We start from the raw sequence: 19,290 nt of genomic DNA, 5'->3' as shown, positions 1-19,290 counted from the left end.
AAAATCGGTAACACCTTGATGCTATCGCCACAATTACATCACTGGTTTTCAAAAATAACGGCACATAGCCCGTTTTTTTTCGCCATTCTCGATTGCCAGCATAACTATGCTTTGGCGAACGGGCGTTATTGCGATATATCCGGCCTTCCTCCTGAAGAGCTAGTGGGCATGAATGATGCCCAGATCCTTGGTGAACAGTTCTACACCCATCTCAAGCCATATTATGAGCGAGCTTTTCGTGGTGAATCTCTTGAATCAGAAATCACGCTGGATGGCATCGATTTAGAAACCAGCCTGCATATCTGCTTATCTCCATTTGAACAAGAGAATGGGATAACGCATATCCTATTTCATGCAATAGACACTTCAGAGAAGAGCATTCTGATTCGCTCTTTAGAAGAATCTGAAGGTAAGTTTTCGACTCTGACCAATTTGCTCCCCGACGGGTTACTATTGGTAGAAGATGATTCCATTATCTCTGCTAACCCGGCCGCTATCCGTTTGCTTGGGTTTGACGCAATTCAAGACCTTTTAGGCGAAAGCCTGTCTCGACTGTTTGTTGATGAAAAGACCAAAACCGTCTTTTCTAAAGCACTGGGCTCAACTTTAGGTGAAGCGCCATTAATCTGTTCAACTGGACCACGTTGTGGCTTTGAACGACGTGTCCAACTAAACGCGGATAACACAACCCTATTTGGCAGTAATTCACAGTTAGTTCTGATCCAAGACGCAGAATCGACACCAAAGCAATTCTCTAGCAAGTTACAGGAAGATGCTCACACCGATGCACTCACAGGGCTGTACAACCGCAGTGGATTCACTAAGCGTTTGGAACAACTCATTAGCAATGAAACTCCCCTGCTGTTGTTGTACTTAGATATCGATAATTTTAAAAACATTAATGACTCTTTAGGCCACCATATTGGTGACAAAGTCATTAAAGAGGTCTCTTCTCGTCTTAAGCGTCTTTTACCTCGTCAAGCGGTACTCGGGCATTTAGGAGGAGATGAGTTCGGTATTATCCTACCTGAGCCAGAAAACCATCGAATGGCAGAAGTGCTGTCTGAACGTATTATCTCGCTGATCAACCAGCCCTTCGATTTGCACCATTTTAGTAAACGCCTTGCGTGCTCTATTGGTAGCGTCATGTATCCGGGTGACGGTAACGACGCGCGAATTCTGCTGCAAAACGCCGACACGGCCATGTACGAAGCCAAAGACCGAGGTCGAAATCGTCTTATCAAGTTTAATGATCAGATGAACAAAGAAGCCCGCATGCGCTTGTGGCTTGAAATAGAGCTGCAAAAAGCCCTACAACAGAATGGCTTGGATGTTTGGTACCAACCGAAAGTGAATGCGCGTGATTTTAGCATTAACGGCGCCGAGGCACTGATCCGCTGGAAACACCCAGTGGAAGGCTACATTAGCCCTGCAGCCTTTATTCCCGTTGCAGAACGCGCTGGTTTAATCGAGCACTTAGGGCGCGTGGTTATGCGCGAGGTATTTAACACCGTTAAACGCTGGAAGCAGCAAGGCATTCTACCTGGCCGCGTGGCGATCAACTTATCTCCAGAGCAGTTTGGTAACCCTAAGCTGATTGACTTTATGGAGAAGCTACTTCGAACCACGGAGTTGGACCCGAGCTGCATTACCTTTGAGCTGACCGAAAGCGCTGTGATGAGCGATAGCGAACATACGCTGCAAATGCTTAATGCTATTAAGAAATTGGGCTTCGCCCTGTCGATTGATGATTTTGGTACAGGCTACTCTTCGCTCTCTTATCTGGCTCGCTTCCCTATCGATGAGTTAAAGATTGACCGTGCCTTCATTACTGAACTAGACACCCTACCGAAACAAGTGACCGTAATTGAAAACATCATTAACCTAGGTAAATCTCTAAACTTAACCGTCGTAGCAGAAGGAGTCGAGACTCAACAGCAAGCCACCTTGCTATCCAACCTAAACTGCAACTCCATTCAAGGCTTCCATTTTTATCGCCCTCAACCTAAACAAGAGGTCGAAGAACTGTTTGCGCAAAATCGCCGCCACAAAAACTAACCCCAAGTAAGTATTTCACTTAGAAACTCACTTAAACCTGCCTTATATCAAGTTCGCCGTTCATATATCTTCATAAAATGCGAACCACTTTGAAGAGACAGTCTGGTAAAGAGCAATGGAACTCCTATGCCCAGCAGGAAACTTACCTGCCCTAAAAACCGCCATTGATTGTGGTGCTGACGCGGTCTATATCGGATTTAAAGATGACACCAACGCACGCCACTTTGCTGGTTTGAACTTCACCGGCAAAAAGTTAGAAAAAGCGGTTCAGTACACGCACGACCATGATAAAAAAATACACGTTGCACTCAATACGTTTGCTCACCCAGATGGGTTTGAGCGTTGGACTGACGCGGTAGATCGCGCCGCCGATCATGGTGTCGATGCATTAATTGTGTCTGATATTGCAGTGTTGGAATATGCATCACGCAAACATCCAAATTTGGAGTTGCACCTGTCTGTCCAAGCCTCTGCAACCAACGTCCCTGCGATCGATTTTTATAAGAACAACTTCAATGTAGAACGAGTGGTATTGCCACGAGTCCTGTCGATTCATCAGGTTAAGCAGTTATCGCGCAACATCACTAGCGATGTCGAACTGGAAGTCTTCGCTTTTGGTAGCCTGTGTATCATGTCTGAAGGTCGCTGCTACCTCTCTTCCTACATGACGGGTGAATCGCCAAATACTGTCGGCGCCTGCTCCCCTGCGAAATACGTTCGCTGGCAAGAAACAGAGCAAGGGCTAGAATCTCGTCTAAATAACATCCTAATCGATCGTTACTCTGAGGGCGAAAACGCGGGGTACCCGACCTTGTGTAAAGGCCGCTTTACTGCAGATCTTGAAGAGCAAACCAAGGCTTACCACGCGTTAGAAGAACCAACGAGCCTAAACACATTGTCTATGCTGCCGGAACTCTTTGCTGCCAATGTGGCATCAGTAAAAATCGAAGGTCGACAGCGCAGCCCTGCTTATGTTGAACAAGTGACGCGTACTTGGCGAGCTGCCATTGATCGTTACCAGGCCAACCCGGAAGCGTATCAAGTTGATGCGGCTTGGAACGCGACACTAGCGAACGTCTCGGAAGGTACTCAAACCACATTAGGCGCGTACCATCGAAAATGGCAGTAGAGGTTAAAATGGAAAACAACATGAAATACGCACTAGGCCCACTACTCTACTTTTGGCCAAAGCAAAACGTCGAAGATTTTTACAATCAGGCCAAAACAAGTTCGGCAGATATTGTCTACCTTGGGGAAAGTGTTTGCTCCAAGCGTCGTGAGCTAAAGCCTGCGCATTGGTTTGATATCGCCAAAGAGCTGAGCGCGACAGGCAAACAAGTCGTGCTGTCAACCATGGCGCTATTAGAAGCACCAAGTGAAGTTAACGTTATGAAGAAGTACATTGATAACGGCGACTTTGCGATTGAAGCGAACGATGTATCCGCGATTCAGCTCGCCTCAGAAAAGAAAGTGCCGTTTGTCGTTGGGCCCGCCGTCAACACATATAACGCACACACCCTGAACTTGTTCCTTAAACAAGGCATGATTCGCTGGTGTATGCCTGTGGAATTATCACGCGATTGGCTGAGTAAAGTATTAACTCAATGCGACGAGATAGGTATCAAAGGTCAATTTGAAGTAGAAGTCTTTAGCCACGGCTACCTTCCTCTCGCCTACTCCGCACGTTGCTTTACCGCTCGAGCAGAAAATAAAGCGAAAGATGACTGTGAGACCTGCTGCATTAAGTACCCTACAGGTATTCAAGTAAGTAGCCAGGAAGGTCAAGAGGTCTTTAACCTTAACGGTATCCAAACCCAATCTGGTTACTGCTATAACTTGATCAACGATTTGCCAACCATGAAAGGCTTGGTCGATGTCGTGCGCTTAAGCCCACTCGGTGTGGAAACTTTTTCTGATCTGGATAACTTCCGTGCTAATGAATTTGGACAAAAACCGCTACCGATAACCAGTCGACAGTGTAATGGCTACTGGCATCAACTTGCTGGTCTAGAAGTCAAAAACATTTAAACAAAAACCAGAAAGGGCTCATTGAGCCCTTTCTTATATGTGAATTTAAACCATCACATGATCTAAAGATTGCTTTTGATATCGCTTCACGTCTTTCAAGAGCATAATGACCACTACCACACTTAATGCGATGTTCGACAACGGATACGCCAACCAAATACCCGTCACGCCGTATAATTTAGGCATAATATAAAGAAATGGCAGTTGCACTAACATGTTCCCAACTGTCACAAACATCGCCTTGCTGCCTCGGTTAATGGCTTGATAGTAAGCCGCGGCAACCACTAAAAAACCATCCAAGGCCAAGGCAAACAAATGGAGCTGTATTCCTGTCACTGTGTAATCAATCAATGCGCTACTCTGTGAGTTAAATACCGAAACAAAGCGGTATGGGAATAAGTTCAGCACTACGACAAACCCGATACCCAATAAAATAGAGCTTAGCATCGCGATCTTGAGCAATTTCTTTGTATTATCTAACCGCTTTGCTCCGTGGTTGTAACTGACCAACGGCTGCATACCATTCGCAATCCCTTCAGCAGCAAGATAATAAACCGTGACGATATAACCCAAAATTGCATAGGCACCGATCATTAGCTGATTACCGTACTCGGCGAATAGGCCGTTGTGTAACGCTACCATGACCGAACCATAGGCATACATAAAAAAGCTCGAAACACCAATAGTAAAAATCTGTGGGATGGCAGAAAGCTGGAAGCGTGTTTCTCGACGTGTTAAACGTAAATTGGCCCTAGCCGAGAAAAAATACGACACGCCGAGTAGCGTTACGATCATCTGAGCAACGCCCGTTGCAATCGCGGCCCCTGTCAGCTCCCACTCAAGCCAGGCGATAAACACGTAATCCAGAACGATGTTGATCACAGCTCCCAGCATCATCAGCATGGTTGCCAATTTAGGGCTTTCATCGTTTCGCAGCAGAAACGGCATCGCAATGGAGCCAAGGGTGAACACACAAGCACCAATCAAGATATGTAAATATTGGAGTCCCAACTCGAATACTCGGCCTTCAGCTCCTTGCCAGATCAAAAAGTCTTGAGCGAAAAACCATAGGACCAAAGCCACTATAGGGGTCAGGAGACAGAGTAAAAGTAAACCAGTCGCCAATACCTGTTTGGCACCTTCCCGGTCTTTTTCTCCCTGTTTAATTGAGGTTAATGCCCCTGTCCCAACCCCAACTAACATCCCGATGCCAAGAATGGCTCCAATCACTGGCCAAGCAACATTAATACCCGCTAATCCATCGGCCCCTACATATCGTCCAATGAAAATACCATCAACAATCTGATATAAGCCATTGACGAGCATCGCTGCGACAGTCGGAATGGTATAGCGCCAAAACTGCTTATAAATAGATATTTGCATCTTTCCCACCAAAGGTTAGCTAGGCTAACCAAATAGTTAAAATTAGTTTTTAAGAGATTTTTCCAATAGGTAAGCAAGCTGATTCGCTTCTTCACAAGAAAGCTTTTGCTTCATTGTGTCAGCAATCGATTTATATACGACTTGTTCTAATGACAAGTCCTGAATCACTTGAGCTGTCAGCATCACACGCTTAGAGCGCCCATCTTCATGGCATGCTACGCGCTGGACTAATCCTTTCTTCTTTAGTCTCGCCACCATATTGGAAGCGGAAGGCTTAGTAACCTTCATTTCTTCTGCGAGATCCGTAATCCGGATCCCTTTAGGGTAATCTTGAATTACCCTCAAATAATCAAATTCATTAAAGCTCAGTGAGGAAAGAGGGTCTTCTTTCGCATACACACGCCATGCTTTGGCGCAAAATCGCTCTAACTCGATCAGATTCGTCTCTAGAGTCATACCATACCATTTTAATTAGCTTGACTAACTATTCTAATCAAAGCCTATAATTTGGCAATAAAAAACCACCGTGATTGACGGTGGTTTTTAAAATAGTAGGAAAGCGCTTAATTCGTTGAGGCGTGCTTTTCAGCCAATTTCGCCTTGGCGATCCTCTCTTCTTGAACTTGGGTGTAAATCCGAGTCAACTCCAAGAACGAATAACGATGTTCCACATACTCATAAACGTTAAAAGAAATCGCCAGCTTATACAGTGAAACTGCGCTAGCGAAGTCTCCACTACTTTGGTAACGCTTACCTAGATAGAAATACGCTTCCGTTAGGCGTTGAGCCAACAATGTGTTGTCTGGCGTTGACTGAAGAATTACGCTAAACGCCTGCTCTTCAGACATTTCTCCCAAGGTTATGGCGACCAGTACCCAGCCCCACTCGTCTGTGCGAGATTGGTAACTCGCAAGCAGTTCGCCTTTGGCCTGAGCCGGATCCACTTCCAACTTAATTAAGTACATCCATAATGCACGAAATGGATCAGAAGGGTCTTCATCATAGTGCTTTTGGATGTCTTCTAGCGCCAAGTTCAGCCTGTCACCATAATACAAAGCAATAGCACGGTTTCGTTCAGCGTACGAGTTAGCCGGATCTAACTCTAGTGTTGAGCCAAATGCGTCATAGGCGGCGTCAAAGTCACCCACTTGGGTAAAATGCATACCTAGCAAATTAAAAAGATGTGGCTGTAGCGGATTGATCGCTAAAGATTGTTTATAGTCCATACGAGCTAAGTCACGCAGACCAACGCTGTCGTAATAACTACCACGTTCATAATACATCTTAGCGCGAACTTCATTTGAAAGATCTGGTCGCAGCAATAATTGACTCAAACGAGCAATTTGCACTTCTTGCTGAACACTAGCCTGCAAAGGAACAGCCATGGGTGGGTATAACCACTCTGCATTTTCGTTTGCATTGGAAGCACAGCCAGCGGTCGTCAATACAGCTACTAGACTAAGCGTCGAAGTTTTTAACCATTTCACAATTCGGTACTCCTGTTGCTAAGTTTAGCTTAGCATCATCCGCATAAAAAAAGGGAGCGTTACGCTCCCTTTATATCATGCTTTTTGCTAAATAAGCTAATTCGCTTTATTCAGCATCTGCTGCTGGCTTTTCGCTAGCGGCTTCTTCCGTTTTTTCTACCGCTTCTTTCATGCTTAGACGCACGCGGCCTTGGCGGTCAATCTCAAGTACTTTAACTTGAACTTCTTGACCTTCAGTTAGGTAGTCAGACACTTTCTCTACGCGTTTGTCTGCGATTTGAGAAATGTGTACTAGACCATCTTTGCCTGGAAGAACAGTAACGAATGCACCAAAGTCAGCTAGACGCGCAACTTTACCTGTGTAGATACGGCCAACTTCAACTTCAGCAGTGATCTCTTCAATACGACGGATTGCTTCTTTCGCAGCAGTGCCTTCAGTTGCAGCGATCTTGATTGTGCCGTCGTCTTCGATTTCGATAGTTGTACCTGTCTCTTCAGTTAGAGCACGGATAACTGCACCACCTTTACCGATAACGTCTTTGATCTTCTCAGCGCTGATCTTCATAGTATGGATACGCGGAGCGAACTCAGAGATATCTTCGCGAGCACCAGAGATAGCTTCATCCATTACAGATAGGATGTGCTTGCGTGCGCCTTGAGCTTGGTTAAGCGCAATTTGCATGATCTCTTTAGTGATACCTTCGATCTTGATGTCCATTTGAAGTGCGGTAATACCAGTGTTAGTACCTGCTACTTTAAAGTCCATGTCACCTAGGTGGTCTTCGTCACCAAGGATGTCAGAAAGAACAACGAAATCATCGCCTTCTTTCACAAGACCCATTGCGATACCCGCAACAGAAGACTTGATTGGCACACCAGCATCCATAAGAGCTAGAGACGTACCACATACAGAAGCCATTGAAGATGAACCGTTAGATTCAGTGATTTCCGATACTACACGTACTGTGTATGGGAACTCGTCCACAGATGGCATTACTGCCGCAATACCGCGCTTAGCCAATTTGCCGTGACCGATTTCACGACGCTTAGGAGAACCTACAAAACCAGTCTCACCTACACAGTATGGAGGGAAGTTGTAGTGCAGTAGGAAGTGATCTTTACGCTCACCCGTTAGTTCATCGATGATTTGAGCATCACGCTGCGTACCTAGAGTCGCAGTTACGATCGCCTGAGTTTCACCACGAGTGAATAGTGCAGAACCGTGTGTACGAGGAAGAATACCTGTACGTACGTCTAGCGCACGAACCATGTCTTTCTCACGACCATCGATACGTGGGTTACCAGCGATGATGCGGCTACGTACAACGTTCTTCTCTAGAGAGCCAAGCATCTTCTTGATTTCTTGCTCGTCTTGCTCTTCGTCTTCTGCAAGAATCGCAGCAACAACGTCAGACTTGATCGAGCCAACTTGCTCGTAACGCGCCATCTTCTCAGTGATTTGGTACGCTTCAGTTAGACGCGCTTCAGCAAGATCTGCGATTTTCGCTTTAAGTTCAGCATTTACTGCTGGTGCTTCCCATTCCCAAGCTGGAGTAGCAACTTCAGCTTTGAACTCGTTGATAGCAGAAATAACGACTTGCTGTTGGTCGTGACCGTATACAACCGCCGCTAGCATTTCTTCTTCTGTTAGGTTGTCCGCTTCAGACTCAACCATTAGAACCGCTGATTCTGTACCTGCAACCACTAGGTCAAGCTTAGATGCTTCTAGTTCAGTTTGGCTTGGGTTAAGAACAAGTTGACCGTCGATGTGACCAACACGTGCCGCACCGATAGGACCGTTGAATGGGATACCAGAAATAGCAAGTGCCGCAGAAGTACCAATCATTGTTGGGATATCTGGCTGTACATCTGGGTTAACAGACACAACTGTTGCGATAACTTGAACTTCGTTTTTGAATGCGTCTGGGAAAAGTGGACGAATCGGGCGGTCGATTAGACGAGCCGTTAGCGTTTCACCTTCAGAAGGACGACCTTCACGCTTGAAGAAACCACCTGGGATTTTACCTGCTGCGTAAGTACGCTCTTGGTAGTTTACTGTTAGAGGGAAGAAATCTTGACCCGGTACAGCTTCTTTTTTACCAACTACAGAAACGAATACTGCTGTATCGTCCATAGTGACCATAACTGCTGCTGTAGCTTGACGTGCAATAACGCCAGTTTCTAGGGTAACTGTGTGGTTACCGTACTGGAACGTTTTAACAACTGGTTTTTCGAACATTGTTATTCCTTGTTTCTAAGCTCCCTAAAACAAGCGAGAGATTAGAGTGTGTTAATTAACACTCAAGGCATTACGAATCGCGACTAGTGAAAAGAAACTTCGCTAAATTTCTTTTTAATAGTCGCGACCTTTTGGTCGACGAGGTTGACTGTAATGCAATGAGTTTTTTTTAATGAAAACCCCAAGAATTGGGATTTAGTCGTGCGTAGTATAACGGGAAGATAGGCATTTGGCTAAATTTAGCCAACAAAAAAGGGGCATAAAGCCCCTTTTTAGACAAACTGCTATGCAGTCGCTGATTAGCGACGTAGGCCTAGACGTTTGATTAGGTCTTGGTAGCGAGCTAGGTTTTTACCTTTTAGGTAATCTAGAAGCTTACGACGACGAGAAACCATACGTAGAAGACCACGACGGCTGTGGTGATCGCCTTTGTGTGCTTTGAAGTGACCTTGTAGGTGGTTGATAGAAGCTGTAAGTAGAGCTACTTGAACTTCTGGTGAACCAGTGTCGCCTTCGCCTTGTGCGTATTCTGCAACGATTGCTGCTTTAGTTTCTGCATTCAGAGACATAATTCTCTCCTAATAAGAGTAGGTTTAAAGTTGTAGCAGCCAATCTCTGATTCAGCCACTACGCGAAGCGCGGATTATATGGGATGTATAGGGCTTAAGCAATAGGTATTTTCTAGGAACTTATTTGATTTCTGGTACACTTAGCGACCTAAATTATATACCTAATTGAACATACAGGATTCACTATGAAAATCGGCATCATCGGTGCAATGGAACAAGAAGTTTCCATCCTTAAACAAGCTATTGAAAACTGTCAGACAGTCACCAAAGCAGGCTGTACTTTCTTCTCTGGTCAACTTAACGGTGTAGATGTTGTTCTGCTTCAATCAGGTATTGGTAAAGTCGCCGCCGCGATTGGTACGACGATTCTGCTTGATGAATACCAACCCGATGTTGTGATCAACACAGGTTCAGCAGGCGGCTTCGATTCTAGCTTGAACCTGGGTGACGTAGTGATTTCCACTGAAGTCCGTCACCACGATGCGGACGTGACCGCATTTGGCTACGAAATGGGACAAATGGCGCAACAACCAGCAGCGTTCATCGCAGACGCAAAACTTATGGATGTGGCAGAAAAAGCACTCGAGCAAATGGAAGATAAACACGCGGTACGTGGCCTAATCTGTACCGGCGATGCTTTTGTATGTACCGCAGAGCGCCAAGCATTTATCCGCACGCACTTCCCATCCGTTATTGCGGTAGAAATGGAAGCCTCAGCGATTGCGCAAACTTGTCACCAGTTCAACGTACCGTTTGTTGTCGTACGCGCTATTTCTGACGTTGCTGACAAAGAATCTCCAATGAGCTTTGAAGAGTTCTTGCCGCTTGCAGCGAAAAGCTCTTCAGAAATGGTCTTCAAAATGGTTGAGCTATTGAAATAAGCTGAACATACATCATGGAAGATCTGTTCAACCAACTCTATTCAAACGGCGCACTCCTAACTTTATGGGGTGCGCTGTTATGTCACTTTTTACTTCCTTTTCCACGCGAAGCACACCCAGCCATGCTTTGGCGGCAGTTTGCAAAACTGTTAGCTGACAAGGTCAATAATAATACCAGCTATTCACAGAGCCTACTCTCCGGCACGCTCGCGTTTTTGCTGATGATGCTACCGCTACTGGCGGTACTCATCGCATTAAAGCCGTTAGTTTGGCAGCCGCAGCTTTTCGAGCTAGCTTTCCTGCTCCTAGCGATTGACTGGCGTAACACGGATAAATTTACGGCTCAGTTTATTGCAGCGCTCGCTCGTGAAGACAAACAGCAAGCCAAGCTCTTACTGCAACCTATCGTTAATCGCTCAACGGAATCACTCTCCCCGCTCGGTCTTGGCAAAGCAGGGGCCGAAACACTGATCATGTCGTACGGACGAAACGTGATTGCCGTTCTCTTTTGGTTCGCTATTGGTGGGGGCACCGCGGCTTTCGCCTATCGCATGGCTGTGGAATTAGCACGAGCTTGGTCTCCTTCTCGTGAGCGCTTTTCGCCATTTGGTTTACCAGCTACACGATTGGTTGCCACGCTGGAGATTATTCCGCTCAGACTGTTCGCGATAATGGTTGCTGTAGGCCACAAAACGCATGTCGTATTCTCGCTAATCAAACAGCAAGCCAGTTCATGGCCACTGCCCGGACCTTCCTGGTTACTGGTCGCAGTGGGGGCAAAACTTGAGTTATCTCTTGGTGGACCGGCCATCTACGAAGGGAAAAAAGCGGTCAGAGCCAAGCTCGGCGGACGCATTGCACCTTCGGCATTGCACCTCGCGCAGGTTCAAAAGCTGTTAGCGTGGCGCATATTAGCTTGGATCCTAATCCAAAGCCTCATTATGGCTGCGATCTATCAAGGAATATAGATGAGAAAACTGTTTTACCTATTGGCGGCACTCTTGCCATGCAGTGCGATATCTAAACCCGCCGAGCGTATTGTTAGCTTGGCACCACATGCGACCGAAATTGCTTTTGCCGCAGGTTTAGGCGATAAACTTGTGGCGGTCAGTGAGCACAGTGACTATCCACCCGCGGCAACCCAAATAGAGAAAGTCGCCAATTACCAAGGAATAAAAATAGAGCGTATCATCGCTCTTCAGCCCGACTTGATTTTGGCGTGGCCTTCAGGGAACCCGGCCAGAGAGATAGAGAAACTAAAGCAATTTGGCCTCAATATTTACTACTCTCATTCGAGTTCCTTAAATGATATTGCGGCGAATATTGAACGGCTCAGTCAGTACGCAGACGACCCTAGTGTGGGGGAAAGCTCAGCAAAGAAATTTAGACAGTCACTGCAAGCGCTCAAAGCAAAATACCATACTGAGATTCCAGTCCGTTATTTCTATCAGTTGAGTGAGCAGCCAATCATCACCGTGGCACAAAATAATTGGCCAAGTGAAGTATTCAGCTTTTGTGGCGGCGTCAATATATTTGAGCAGAGTTCGGCTCCCTACCCTCAAGTGAGCGCAGAGCAAGTCATTGTTAAACAGCCCGAAGTTATTTTTACCTCAGAACACGCGATAAAAAACGGCAACATGTGGCAAGACTGGTCAGAGCAACTTTCAGCGGTTAAAGATGGATATATCTGGCAGCTTAATTCTGACTGGCTCAACCGGCCCACACCAAGAACCCTGCTTGCAATAGAACAAGTGTGCAACCATTTAGAAACAGTTAGACAAAACCGTTAACGATTGAGTACATTAGCTCGAACACCTTTGTAAGTGTTCTATTTATTAATTTTGTATGAGATTTTAGCAACATGGACTCAATGCTGCTCTATAGCATAGACCTATTTGGGACTGCAATTTTCGCCATTTCTGGGGTTCTGCTGGCGGGCAGGCTAAAGATGGATCCATTTGGGGTTGCCGTTTTAGGCAGCGTGACGGCAATTGGTGGGGGAACCATCCGCGATATGGCGCTCGGTGCTACTCCTGTATTTTGGATAACAGACACCAATTATCTTTGGGTGATACTGCTCACCTGTCTCGCCACTATGGTCATCATCAGACGACCAAAACGTCTGCCATGGTGGATTCTTCCTGTGTGTGATGCGATTGGGCTCGCTGTCTTTGTTGGCATCGGCGTAGACAAAGCGATGTCTTATCAAGACTCCGCACTGGTTGCGATCATCATGGGCGTGATTACAGGCTGCGGGGGTGGCATTATTCGCGATGTCCTCGCTCGCGAAGTTCCAATGGTTCTTAGAAGTGAGGTGTACGCCACCGCATGTATTATAGGTGGCGTATTCCAGACAACCGCGTTGTCGATTGGCCAAGATAGCAACACCGCTTTTTTAGCGGGTATATTTGCGACCTTACTGATTCGATTAGGAGCAATACGTTGGCACTTGTCTTTGCCTACCTTCGCTATCAATCGATAGGAAAAAATACCAAAAATCAAAAAATGGTCGCATGAGCGACCTTTTTTAATATGGGAACAACTTATTTCTGAACACGACGTAAAACTTCTTTTAGCGCGTCGAAGTTATTATCCAAATCTTCAGAAAGCAAATCCATTACTGCATGTTTCGCCAGTGGTGCTGGCAAATCGATGTCAGATTCTAAGATCTCATCCACCACTTCTTTGAACTTGGCTGGGTGAGCGGTACACAAGAACAGACCAGTCTCACCTTCTTGCAGTTGCTCTTCAAGTACGCGATACGCAATCGCACCATGTGGTTCGCATAGGTAACCTTGATCGTAAAGTGCTTTGACTGATTCAGCGCTTTGCGCGTCCGTTACCGCCCCTTTACCTAGAGTTTCTAGGCCCCACTCTTTGACGCGGCATAGCTCTTCAATACGCGGCCAGTTGTTTGGTTGGCTAACATCCATTGCGTTTGATGTTGTTGCGACGGTTGGTTTTGGATCCCACTGACCCGTTTCCAGATAACGTGGCACAGTGTCATTCGCGTTCGTTGCAGCGATAAAGCGCTTAATCGGCAGACCGAGAGCTTTTGCCAGTAGGCCCGCCGTCAGGTTGCCAAAGTTGCCACTTGGTACCGAGATGACGAGATTCTCACGCTCTGCTTTGCTCATTTGAGAAGCTGCTTCAAAGTAGTAGCAGATCTGCGCCATCAAACGGCTGATGTTGATTGAGTTTGCCGAGTTCAGACCGATCTCTTCACGCAGTGCCGCATCGTCAAATGCTTGCTTAACTAACGCCTGACATGCATCGAAATCGCCGTCGATCGCGACAGTGTGAATGTTCTTGCCAAGTGTACAGAACAGTTTTTCTTGCAGCGGGCTGATCTTGCCTTTCGGGTATAGGATAACAACGTTAATGTCTTCCATACCGTAAAAAGCGTGCGCAACAGCAGCACCAGTATCGCCTGAAGTCGCTGTCAAAATAGTGATTTTGCCACCGTCAGAAACTGCCGCTAAAGATTGAGCCATAAAACGGCCACCAAAATCTTTGAATGCTAACGTTGGGCCGTGGAACAGCTCTAACGCGTAAACGCCGTCTTTCACTTTATTAATTGGTGCAGGGAACTGGAACGCCGCATCAACCATTGAGTTGACTTTGTCTTCAGCCAGCTCGTCACCGATCAGTGCAGACAAGATCTTGGTGCTACGGGACACAAAATCTTCTGCTAGCAGCGCATCGATATCTTCAAACTTAGGCAATTCCGATGGGAAAAATAGGCCTTGGTTACGACCTAACCCTTGGCGAACGGCTTGGCCAAAGGAAACTTGTTCATCATTTTCTTTTATATTGTAAAGCTTCATAGCTCACTTCCTGTAACGATCGAGCCCTGTTTATCTAGACGACAAACGTGGACAAATCCTTCTTCATTTTGTACGTAATTTTCTTCTAACCAGCGAGCAACTCGCTCTGCAACGTCTTTTTCTTTGCAAATGCTAAATAGTGTCGGGCCACTACCAGAGATCCCTGTCGCTAATGCACCTGCTGTCGCTGCGTATTTTCGAGCCTCAGCAAAGCCAGGAAGCAGTTTCTCACGATATGGTTCTGCGATCACGTCTTTGATCATTTTGGCTGCAAGCTCTGGTTGCCCAGAATGGCAAGCGTGAATAAAGCCCGCTAAATGACGACCGTGTGCGATCACATCCTGTCGGCGATATTGAGATGGTAAAATCTCACGCGCTTCCGCCGTCGAGACTTTGATGCCCGGATAAGCCATTACCCAGTACCAATCATCAAAACACGGCACTTCCTGGCTAATAATACCTAACTCTTCAAGCATTAACTGCAAGCCACCAAGATAGCAAGGCGCGACATTATCGTAGTGAATACCACCGGAAATTTTGCCTTCCATTTCGCCCATGAGGGCTAACAGTTCCATTTCATTAAGAGGCTGACCATGGAAACGGTTTAGTGCATCAAGAGCCGCAACAATCGAGCATGCACTGGAGCCTAAACCAGAACCAATGGGCATGTTTTTTTCGAGCGTGACTTCCACCGGTAACAGTACGACACCTTTTTTGTCTAACTCACGCGCAAACACCTGCCAGCAATCGTAAACGATGTTCTCTTTTGGGTTATCCGGCAACTTAGAGACAAAGCTACCCGCAGTTTTAAGATCAAACGGAGCATTGCCTGATTTCACCAACACGCGATCGCCTAATAAGGTGCCATCCATTGGGGACACTGCCGCCCCCAATACATCAAAACCTACACTGACATTTCCGATTGACGCTGGGGCATAAACCACCACATCCATACCACTACTCATTCTGCTTATACCCCTAATTTCCAACCTAATGTACGCATCACATCTGAGAACACACCTGCTGCCGTTACCTCTGTACCTGCACCATAGCCACGCAATACAAGCGGGATTGGCTGGTAGTATCGGCTGTAGAAGGCTAACGCGTTTTCACCGTCTTTAATCTTAAACATTGGATCGTTCTCATCCACTGCCGCTATGCTCACACGGCACTGACCTTCAGAGATTTCACCAACATAACGCAATACTTTACCTTCTTCTGCCGCTTTAGCTGACTGCTCTTTAAAGTAAGCATCGGCTTCAGGAAGGCGAGCCATAAACTCGTCAACACTTCCAGAGTCATCAAAACCTGGTGGCAGAGCTTGATCAACGATCACGTCTTCCAGTTCCAAATTCATGCCAGCCTCGCGAGCCAAGATTAGAAGCTTACGCGCCACATCCATACCCGACAGATCATCACGAGGATCCGGTTCAGTGAAGCCATTTTCTTTGGCAATATTGGTCGCTTCGCTCAGCGTCATTCCTTCATCCAGCTTGCCGAAGATGTAAGAGAGTGAGCCCGAAAGAATACCGCTGAATCGCTCAAGCTCATCGCCGGCTGAGATCAGGTTCTGTAGGTTTTCGATAACTGGTAGGCCTGCACCAACCGTTGTTTCGTACATAAGTTTACGACGAGAGCTTCGTGCCACATCACGCAATTGGTGATAGTACGCCATGCTCGCTGTATTCGCTTTCTTGTTTGGTGTGACGACGTGGAAACCCGCGGCAAGGAAGTCGGCATATTGGTTGGCAATCGCTTCACTGGAAGTACAATCCACCAGCACTGGGTTAATGATGTGGTTGCGTTGTACTAACGAGATCAAACGCGCCAGGCTAAATTCTTCTGTCGCATCTTTCATGCGGTCACGCCAATGCTCTAGCGGTAAACCTTGGCTATCCAGCAACAATCCTTTGCTGTTTGCTAAACCACATACGCGTAACACAATGCCTTTTTCAGCCAATTTCACTTGTTGGCGCTCAATTTGGTCGATCAGCTCACCGCCAACGCCGCCCACACCAACAACAAAGACATCAAGGAAGTGTTTCGAGTTAAAGAGGTTTTCGTGACATGCTTTGATCGCCTCAGAAATTTTATCTTCTGGGATCACAGCTGAAATCGCTCGCTCTGACGATCCTTGCGCAATTGCCACAATGTTCACGTTAACTTGTGCCAAAGAAAGGAAGAATTGCGAAGCCACGCCGCGAGATGTACGCATACCGTCACCGACAAGCGTAACGATGGCAACATCATCAATAAATTCAACAGGCTCAAGCAAGCCATCTTTCAGCTCAAGTTCGAAGGTATCACTCAGCGCTTGTTCAGCCAGAGCCTTATCCTGAGATTCGATACAAAAACTGATGCTGTATTCAGAAGATGATTGCGTGATGAGGACAATGGAGGCACCCGCCGCAGACATCGCGCCAAATACGCGACTTGCCATACCCACCATACCTTTCATACCCGGGCCAGAGACGTTCACCATTGTCAGGTCACTCAGGGTAGTGATGCCTTTGATAGCGAGGTTATCTTCACCAGTATCTTGGCCGATCAACGTACCTGCGCCTTGTGGGTTAAAGCTGTTTTTGATCAAACAAGGAATGTGGAACTGAGCAATCGGGGCGATGGTTTTTGGATGCAGAACCGATGCACCAAAGTAGGAGAGCTCCATCGCTTCTTGGTAGCTTAAGGATTTCAGTAGGCGCGCATCATCAACCAAACGCGGATCGCAGTTGTAAACGCCATCAACGTCTGTCCAGATTTCACAGCAATCTGCACGTAAACACGCGGCAAGAACCGCAGCTGAATAATCGGAACCATTGCGGCCCAACGTCACCAATTCACCTTTTTCATTACCCGCAGTAAAGCCAGGCATGATATTAACGTGGCCTTTAGGAAGCGGCTTATGGCGGAAGTTTTGCGTTGAAATATCAACATCAACCATCGCTTCCAAGTGTTCACCACGAGCAAATAGGTATTCGATAGGGTCAATTAGGCTCGCTGGCTGGCCTTTCGCTTCGAGTACCGCTTTCATTAGCTGAATAGAAACACGCTCACCTTTGCTAATAATGCGTGCGTTGACATTATCTGGGCACATACCTAGCAGATTGATACCGTGTACAAACTGGCGAAGTTGAGAAAGAGAGGTTTTTACCTGATGATCATAGCCAGTGCTATTTAGCTCTGGCAGTACTTGCTTAATATCTTGAAATAAATCGCGGAACGAGTCTTCCAACTCTGCGATTTGTAGTTCTGCATCACCCGTTTTTAATGCTGCATCAATAACAGCAACCAGTTTATTGGTCGTTTTTCCTGGGGCTGATAGCACAACGGCTACTTCTTCCTGTTGAGCATTATTAGCGATGATATCTGCCGCTCTTAAAAAGCGATCTGCGTCAGCTAACGATGAGCCTCCAAACTTTAAAACTCGCATCCCTTCCTCCAAATATTTATAAATAGGTACAAAAAAAGGCCTGTATCTTGTTGGATACAGGCCTTTTTTGTGAATTTCTTTCGCTTAGCAGCCTGCCCCAACATGTGTGATGTCGGTAATAATAATGGTTGTGGTCATTACGGTTAGGCTGTGATTGAGCATGAGTAAAAATCTAATACGCTTATGTGTTTGCTTACCCATACGTTTAACCTATTTCTTGAGCAGGAGTCAATTAAAACTTTCAAAAAGTTAACCTAGCAAGGTATGACATACCTCCATAAATAAAAGAAATACAGAACGGTATAACACGCTAGAAGGTGAATGAATCACGGATTACGACATAAAAACTCCCCACCCAAAAGTTTTATGCTTTAATTAACCCTATAGTGCATAAAATAATCATAAGGAACAGTGGATGAAAAGATATCTTTGCCTTTCAACAGTGTTATTCGCTGGTTCCTTATGCGCGACAGAGCTTCCGAAGCTCCCTTCCCAAAAGCTAACTTCTCCGCACAAAGTGTTTCTTTCAAGCGAGAATGACCAACGAGATTTCGATACTTGGAAAGTGGATGGCGGGTACGCATACAGCGTATTCGACAATCTTGATGTTTACGTGGGTGCACGCGTCAACAATAGCGCTAAAGCCAATGAAACCGGGCTATTGAGCAGAGTCAGCTACCAAATAACACCAAGAGTTTCACTGGCAAGTACATTGCACTCTTACAGCTCAGAAACCGTGGATGAAAAGAAAGAACCCGCCTTGTCTGCGGAGGTTTCCAGCCGCGTAAGGTTGACTGAAAATTTAGATTTACATGCCACTCTTGACTACCAAGAGTGGCAACAGGAAGTCGAATTTGGATTAGGCTTTCGCTTTTAATTCCACTCCAACTTTTCAGTAGACATTAACACCCCGTTCCAATCTGCGTAAATGTAATCACCCGGCTGAATCATCTGGTTGTGGATGGTCAGCGTGACATTCACATCACCGACACCACGTTTTTCAGTTTTAAACGGGTTAGTGCCCAAAGCTTTCACACCCAAATCCATTTCGGCCATTGCTACTGCATCTCGAATAGCCCCGTTGACTATCACCCCTTCCCAATTATTGTCTATGGCTAAAATGGCCAATTGATCACCTAACAAGGCTTTTTGACAAGAGCCATGACCGTCAACAACCAACACTTTTCCGGTTCCATCTTGGCTCAACACTTCTCGTACTTTTGAATTATCGTGATAGCACCGTATTGTGACTATCTCGCCAAAAAATGCACTCTTGTGACCAAAGTTAAGCAAAGGCAGAGCAACAAGGGTGACCTTATCCGCATGCTTATCACAAATATCTGGTGTTATATCTTTCATTATTCCTCCATGAGATAGTAAGTAATCCT

The 19,290-nt window shown here is 46.2% G+C and carries 18 protein-coding genes and 1 other annotated feature; of the genes, 8 read left to right on the top strand and 10 right to left on the bottom strand.

All coding sequences use genetic code 11. The features are described from left to right. The first annotated feature begins 18 nt into the window (after positions 1–18). The 3 genes from VNE01S_RS04680 to VNE01S_RS04670 all read left to right on the top strand — a co-directional run bounded on the left by VNE01S_RS04680 (position 19) and on the right by VNE01S_RS04670 (position 4,086). Positions 19–2,058: an EAL domain-containing protein gene (locus VNE01S_RS04680; RefSeq protein ID WP_053396645.1), complete on the top strand. Its 2,040-nt coding sequence runs from the start codon at positions 19–21 to the stop codon at positions 2,056–2,058. Positions 2,059–2,173: 115 nt separating this feature from the next. Continuing rightward, positions 2,174–3,187, top strand: a complete 1,014-nt coding sequence (ubiU, locus tag VNE01S_RS04675) for a ubiquinone anaerobic biosynthesis protein UbiU (protein ID WP_053396644.1) — start codon at positions 2,174–2,176, stop codon at positions 3,185–3,187. A gap of 20 nt (positions 3,188–3,207) precedes the next feature. Beyond that, the gene (locus tag VNE01S_RS04670) at positions 3,208–4,086 is read left to right on the top strand and encodes a U32 family peptidase (RefSeq protein ID WP_053396806.1); all 879 of its coding nucleotides are present in this window, start codon (positions 3,208–3,210) and stop codon (positions 4,084–4,086) included. Between the two features lie 45 nt (positions 4,087–4,131). On the opposite strand, the gene VNE01S_RS04665 is transcribed toward VNE01S_RS04670, so the two are convergent. The 5 genes from VNE01S_RS04665 to rpsO all read right to left on the bottom strand — a co-directional run bounded on the left by VNE01S_RS04665 (position 4,132) and on the right by rpsO (position 9,764). Beyond that, positions 4,132–5,469 (bottom strand): MATE family efflux transporter, encoded by a 1,338-nt coding sequence (locus tag VNE01S_RS04665; protein WP_053396643.1) that lies wholly within the window; start codon positions 5,467–5,469, stop codon positions 4,132–4,134. A 42-nt stretch (positions 5,470–5,511) separates the two neighbouring features. Then, positions 5,512–5,925, bottom strand: coding sequence for a MarR family winged helix-turn-helix transcriptional regulator (locus VNE01S_RS04660; RefSeq protein ID WP_053396642.1), 414 nt, complete (start codon positions 5,923–5,925; stop codon positions 5,512–5,514). Positions 5,926–6,032: 107 nt separating this feature from the next. Further along, positions 6,033–6,956 carry a lipoprotein NlpI gene (gene nlpI, locus VNE01S_RS04655; protein ID WP_053396641.1) on the bottom strand — a complete coding sequence of 308 codons (924 nt, stop codon included), beginning with the start codon at positions 6,954–6,956 and terminating at the stop codon, positions 6,033–6,035. Positions 6,957–7,062: 106 nt separating this feature from the next. Next, positions 7,063–9,195 carry a polyribonucleotide nucleotidyltransferase gene (gene pnp, locus VNE01S_RS04650; RefSeq protein WP_053396640.1) on the bottom strand — a complete coding sequence of 711 codons (2,133 nt, stop codon included), beginning with the start codon at positions 9,193–9,195 and terminating at the stop codon, positions 7,063–7,065. A gap of 299 nt (positions 9,196–9,494) precedes the next feature. Further along, positions 9,495–9,764 (bottom strand): 30S ribosomal protein S15, encoded by a 270-nt coding sequence (rpsO, locus tag VNE01S_RS04645; protein ID WP_005380094.1) that lies wholly within the window; start codon positions 9,762–9,764, stop codon positions 9,495–9,497. Positions 9,765–9,949: 185 nt separating this feature from the next. On the opposite strand from rpsO, the gene mtnN reads away from it, so the two are divergent. The 4 genes from mtnN to VNE01S_RS04625 all read left to right on the top strand — a co-directional run bounded on the left by mtnN (position 9,950) and on the right by VNE01S_RS04625 (position 13,127). Further along, positions 9,950–10,645: a 5'-methylthioadenosine/S-adenosylhomocysteine nucleosidase gene (gene mtnN, locus VNE01S_RS04640; protein ID WP_053396639.1), complete on the top strand. Its 696-nt coding sequence runs from the start codon at positions 9,950–9,952 to the stop codon at positions 10,643–10,645. Positions 10,646–10,659: 14 nt separating this feature from the next. Further along, the gene (locus VNE01S_RS04635) at positions 10,660–11,613 is read left to right on the top strand and encodes a cobalamin biosynthesis family protein (protein WP_053396638.1); all 954 of its coding nucleotides are present in this window, start codon (positions 10,660–10,662) and stop codon (positions 11,611–11,613) included. Beyond that, the gene (gene btuF / locus VNE01S_RS04630; RefSeq protein ID WP_053396637.1) at positions 11,614–12,435 is read left to right on the top strand and encodes a vitamin B12 ABC transporter substrate-binding protein BtuF; all 822 of its coding nucleotides are present in this window, start codon (positions 11,614–11,616) and stop codon (positions 12,433–12,435) included. A gap of 71 nt (positions 12,436–12,506) precedes the next feature. Further along, positions 12,507–13,127, top strand: coding sequence for a TRIC cation channel family protein (locus tag VNE01S_RS04625; protein ID WP_053396636.1), 621 nt, complete (start codon positions 12,507–12,509; stop codon positions 13,125–13,127). Positions 13,128–13,188: 61 nt separating this feature from the next. On the opposite strand, the gene thrC is transcribed toward VNE01S_RS04625, so the two are convergent. The 4 genes from thrC to thrL all read right to left on the bottom strand — a co-directional run bounded on the left by thrC (position 13,189) and on the right by thrL (position 18,064). Next, complete coding sequence (gene thrC, locus VNE01S_RS04620) at positions 13,189–14,472, bottom strand: threonine synthase (protein WP_053396635.1); 1,284 nt, start codon at positions 14,470–14,472, stop codon at positions 13,189–13,191. Further along, positions 14,469–15,425, bottom strand: a complete 957-nt coding sequence (gene thrB, locus VNE01S_RS04615) for a homoserine kinase (RefSeq protein WP_053396634.1) — start codon at positions 15,423–15,425, stop codon at positions 14,469–14,471. Before thrB ends, thrC begins: the two co-directional genes overlap by 4 nt. A 17-nt stretch (positions 15,426–15,442) precedes the next feature. Continuing rightward, complete coding sequence (gene thrA, locus VNE01S_RS04610) at positions 15,443–17,902, bottom strand: bifunctional aspartate kinase/homoserine dehydrogenase I (protein WP_053396633.1); 2,460 nt, start codon at positions 17,900–17,902, stop codon at positions 15,443–15,445. Positions 17,903–17,931: 29 nt separating this feature from the next. Continuing rightward, positions 17,932–18,051 (bottom strand) — a sequence feature (Thr leader region). Further along, positions 17,987–18,064 (bottom strand): thr operon leader peptide, encoded by a 78-nt coding sequence (thrL, locus tag VNE01S_RS19565; protein ID WP_281178087.1) that lies wholly within the window; start codon positions 18,062–18,064, stop codon positions 17,987–17,989. It overlaps the preceding feature by 65 nt. A gap of 253 nt (positions 18,065–18,317) precedes the next feature. Between thrL and VNE01S_RS04605 the strand changes: the two genes are divergently transcribed. After that, a complete protein-coding gene (locus tag VNE01S_RS04605; protein ID WP_053396632.1) occupies positions 18,318–18,779 on the top strand; it encodes a translocation/assembly module TamB domain-containing protein in 462 nt (153 codons plus the stop codon). Here the strand turns inward: VNE01S_RS04605 and VNE01S_RS04600 are convergent. Beyond that, positions 18,776–19,261 carry a putative 4-hydroxy-4-methyl-2-oxoglutarate aldolase gene (locus VNE01S_RS04600; RefSeq protein ID WP_053396631.1) on the bottom strand — a complete coding sequence of 162 codons (486 nt, stop codon included), beginning with the start codon at positions 19,259–19,261 and terminating at the stop codon, positions 18,776–18,778. The two genes, VNE01S_RS04605 and VNE01S_RS04600, sit on opposite strands and share 4 nt — an antisense overlap. Positions 19,262–19,290 lie beyond the last annotated feature (29 nt).

This window comes from Vibrio nereis NBRC 15637, from assembly GCF_001591105.1.
In the GTDB taxonomy this organism is placed as follows: Bacteria; Pseudomonadota; Gammaproteobacteria; order Enterobacterales; family Vibrionaceae; genus Vibrio; species Vibrio nereis.
The sequence above is the reverse complement of the archived record's forward strand: the minus strand, read 5'-3'. Positions and strand labels throughout refer to the sequence as shown.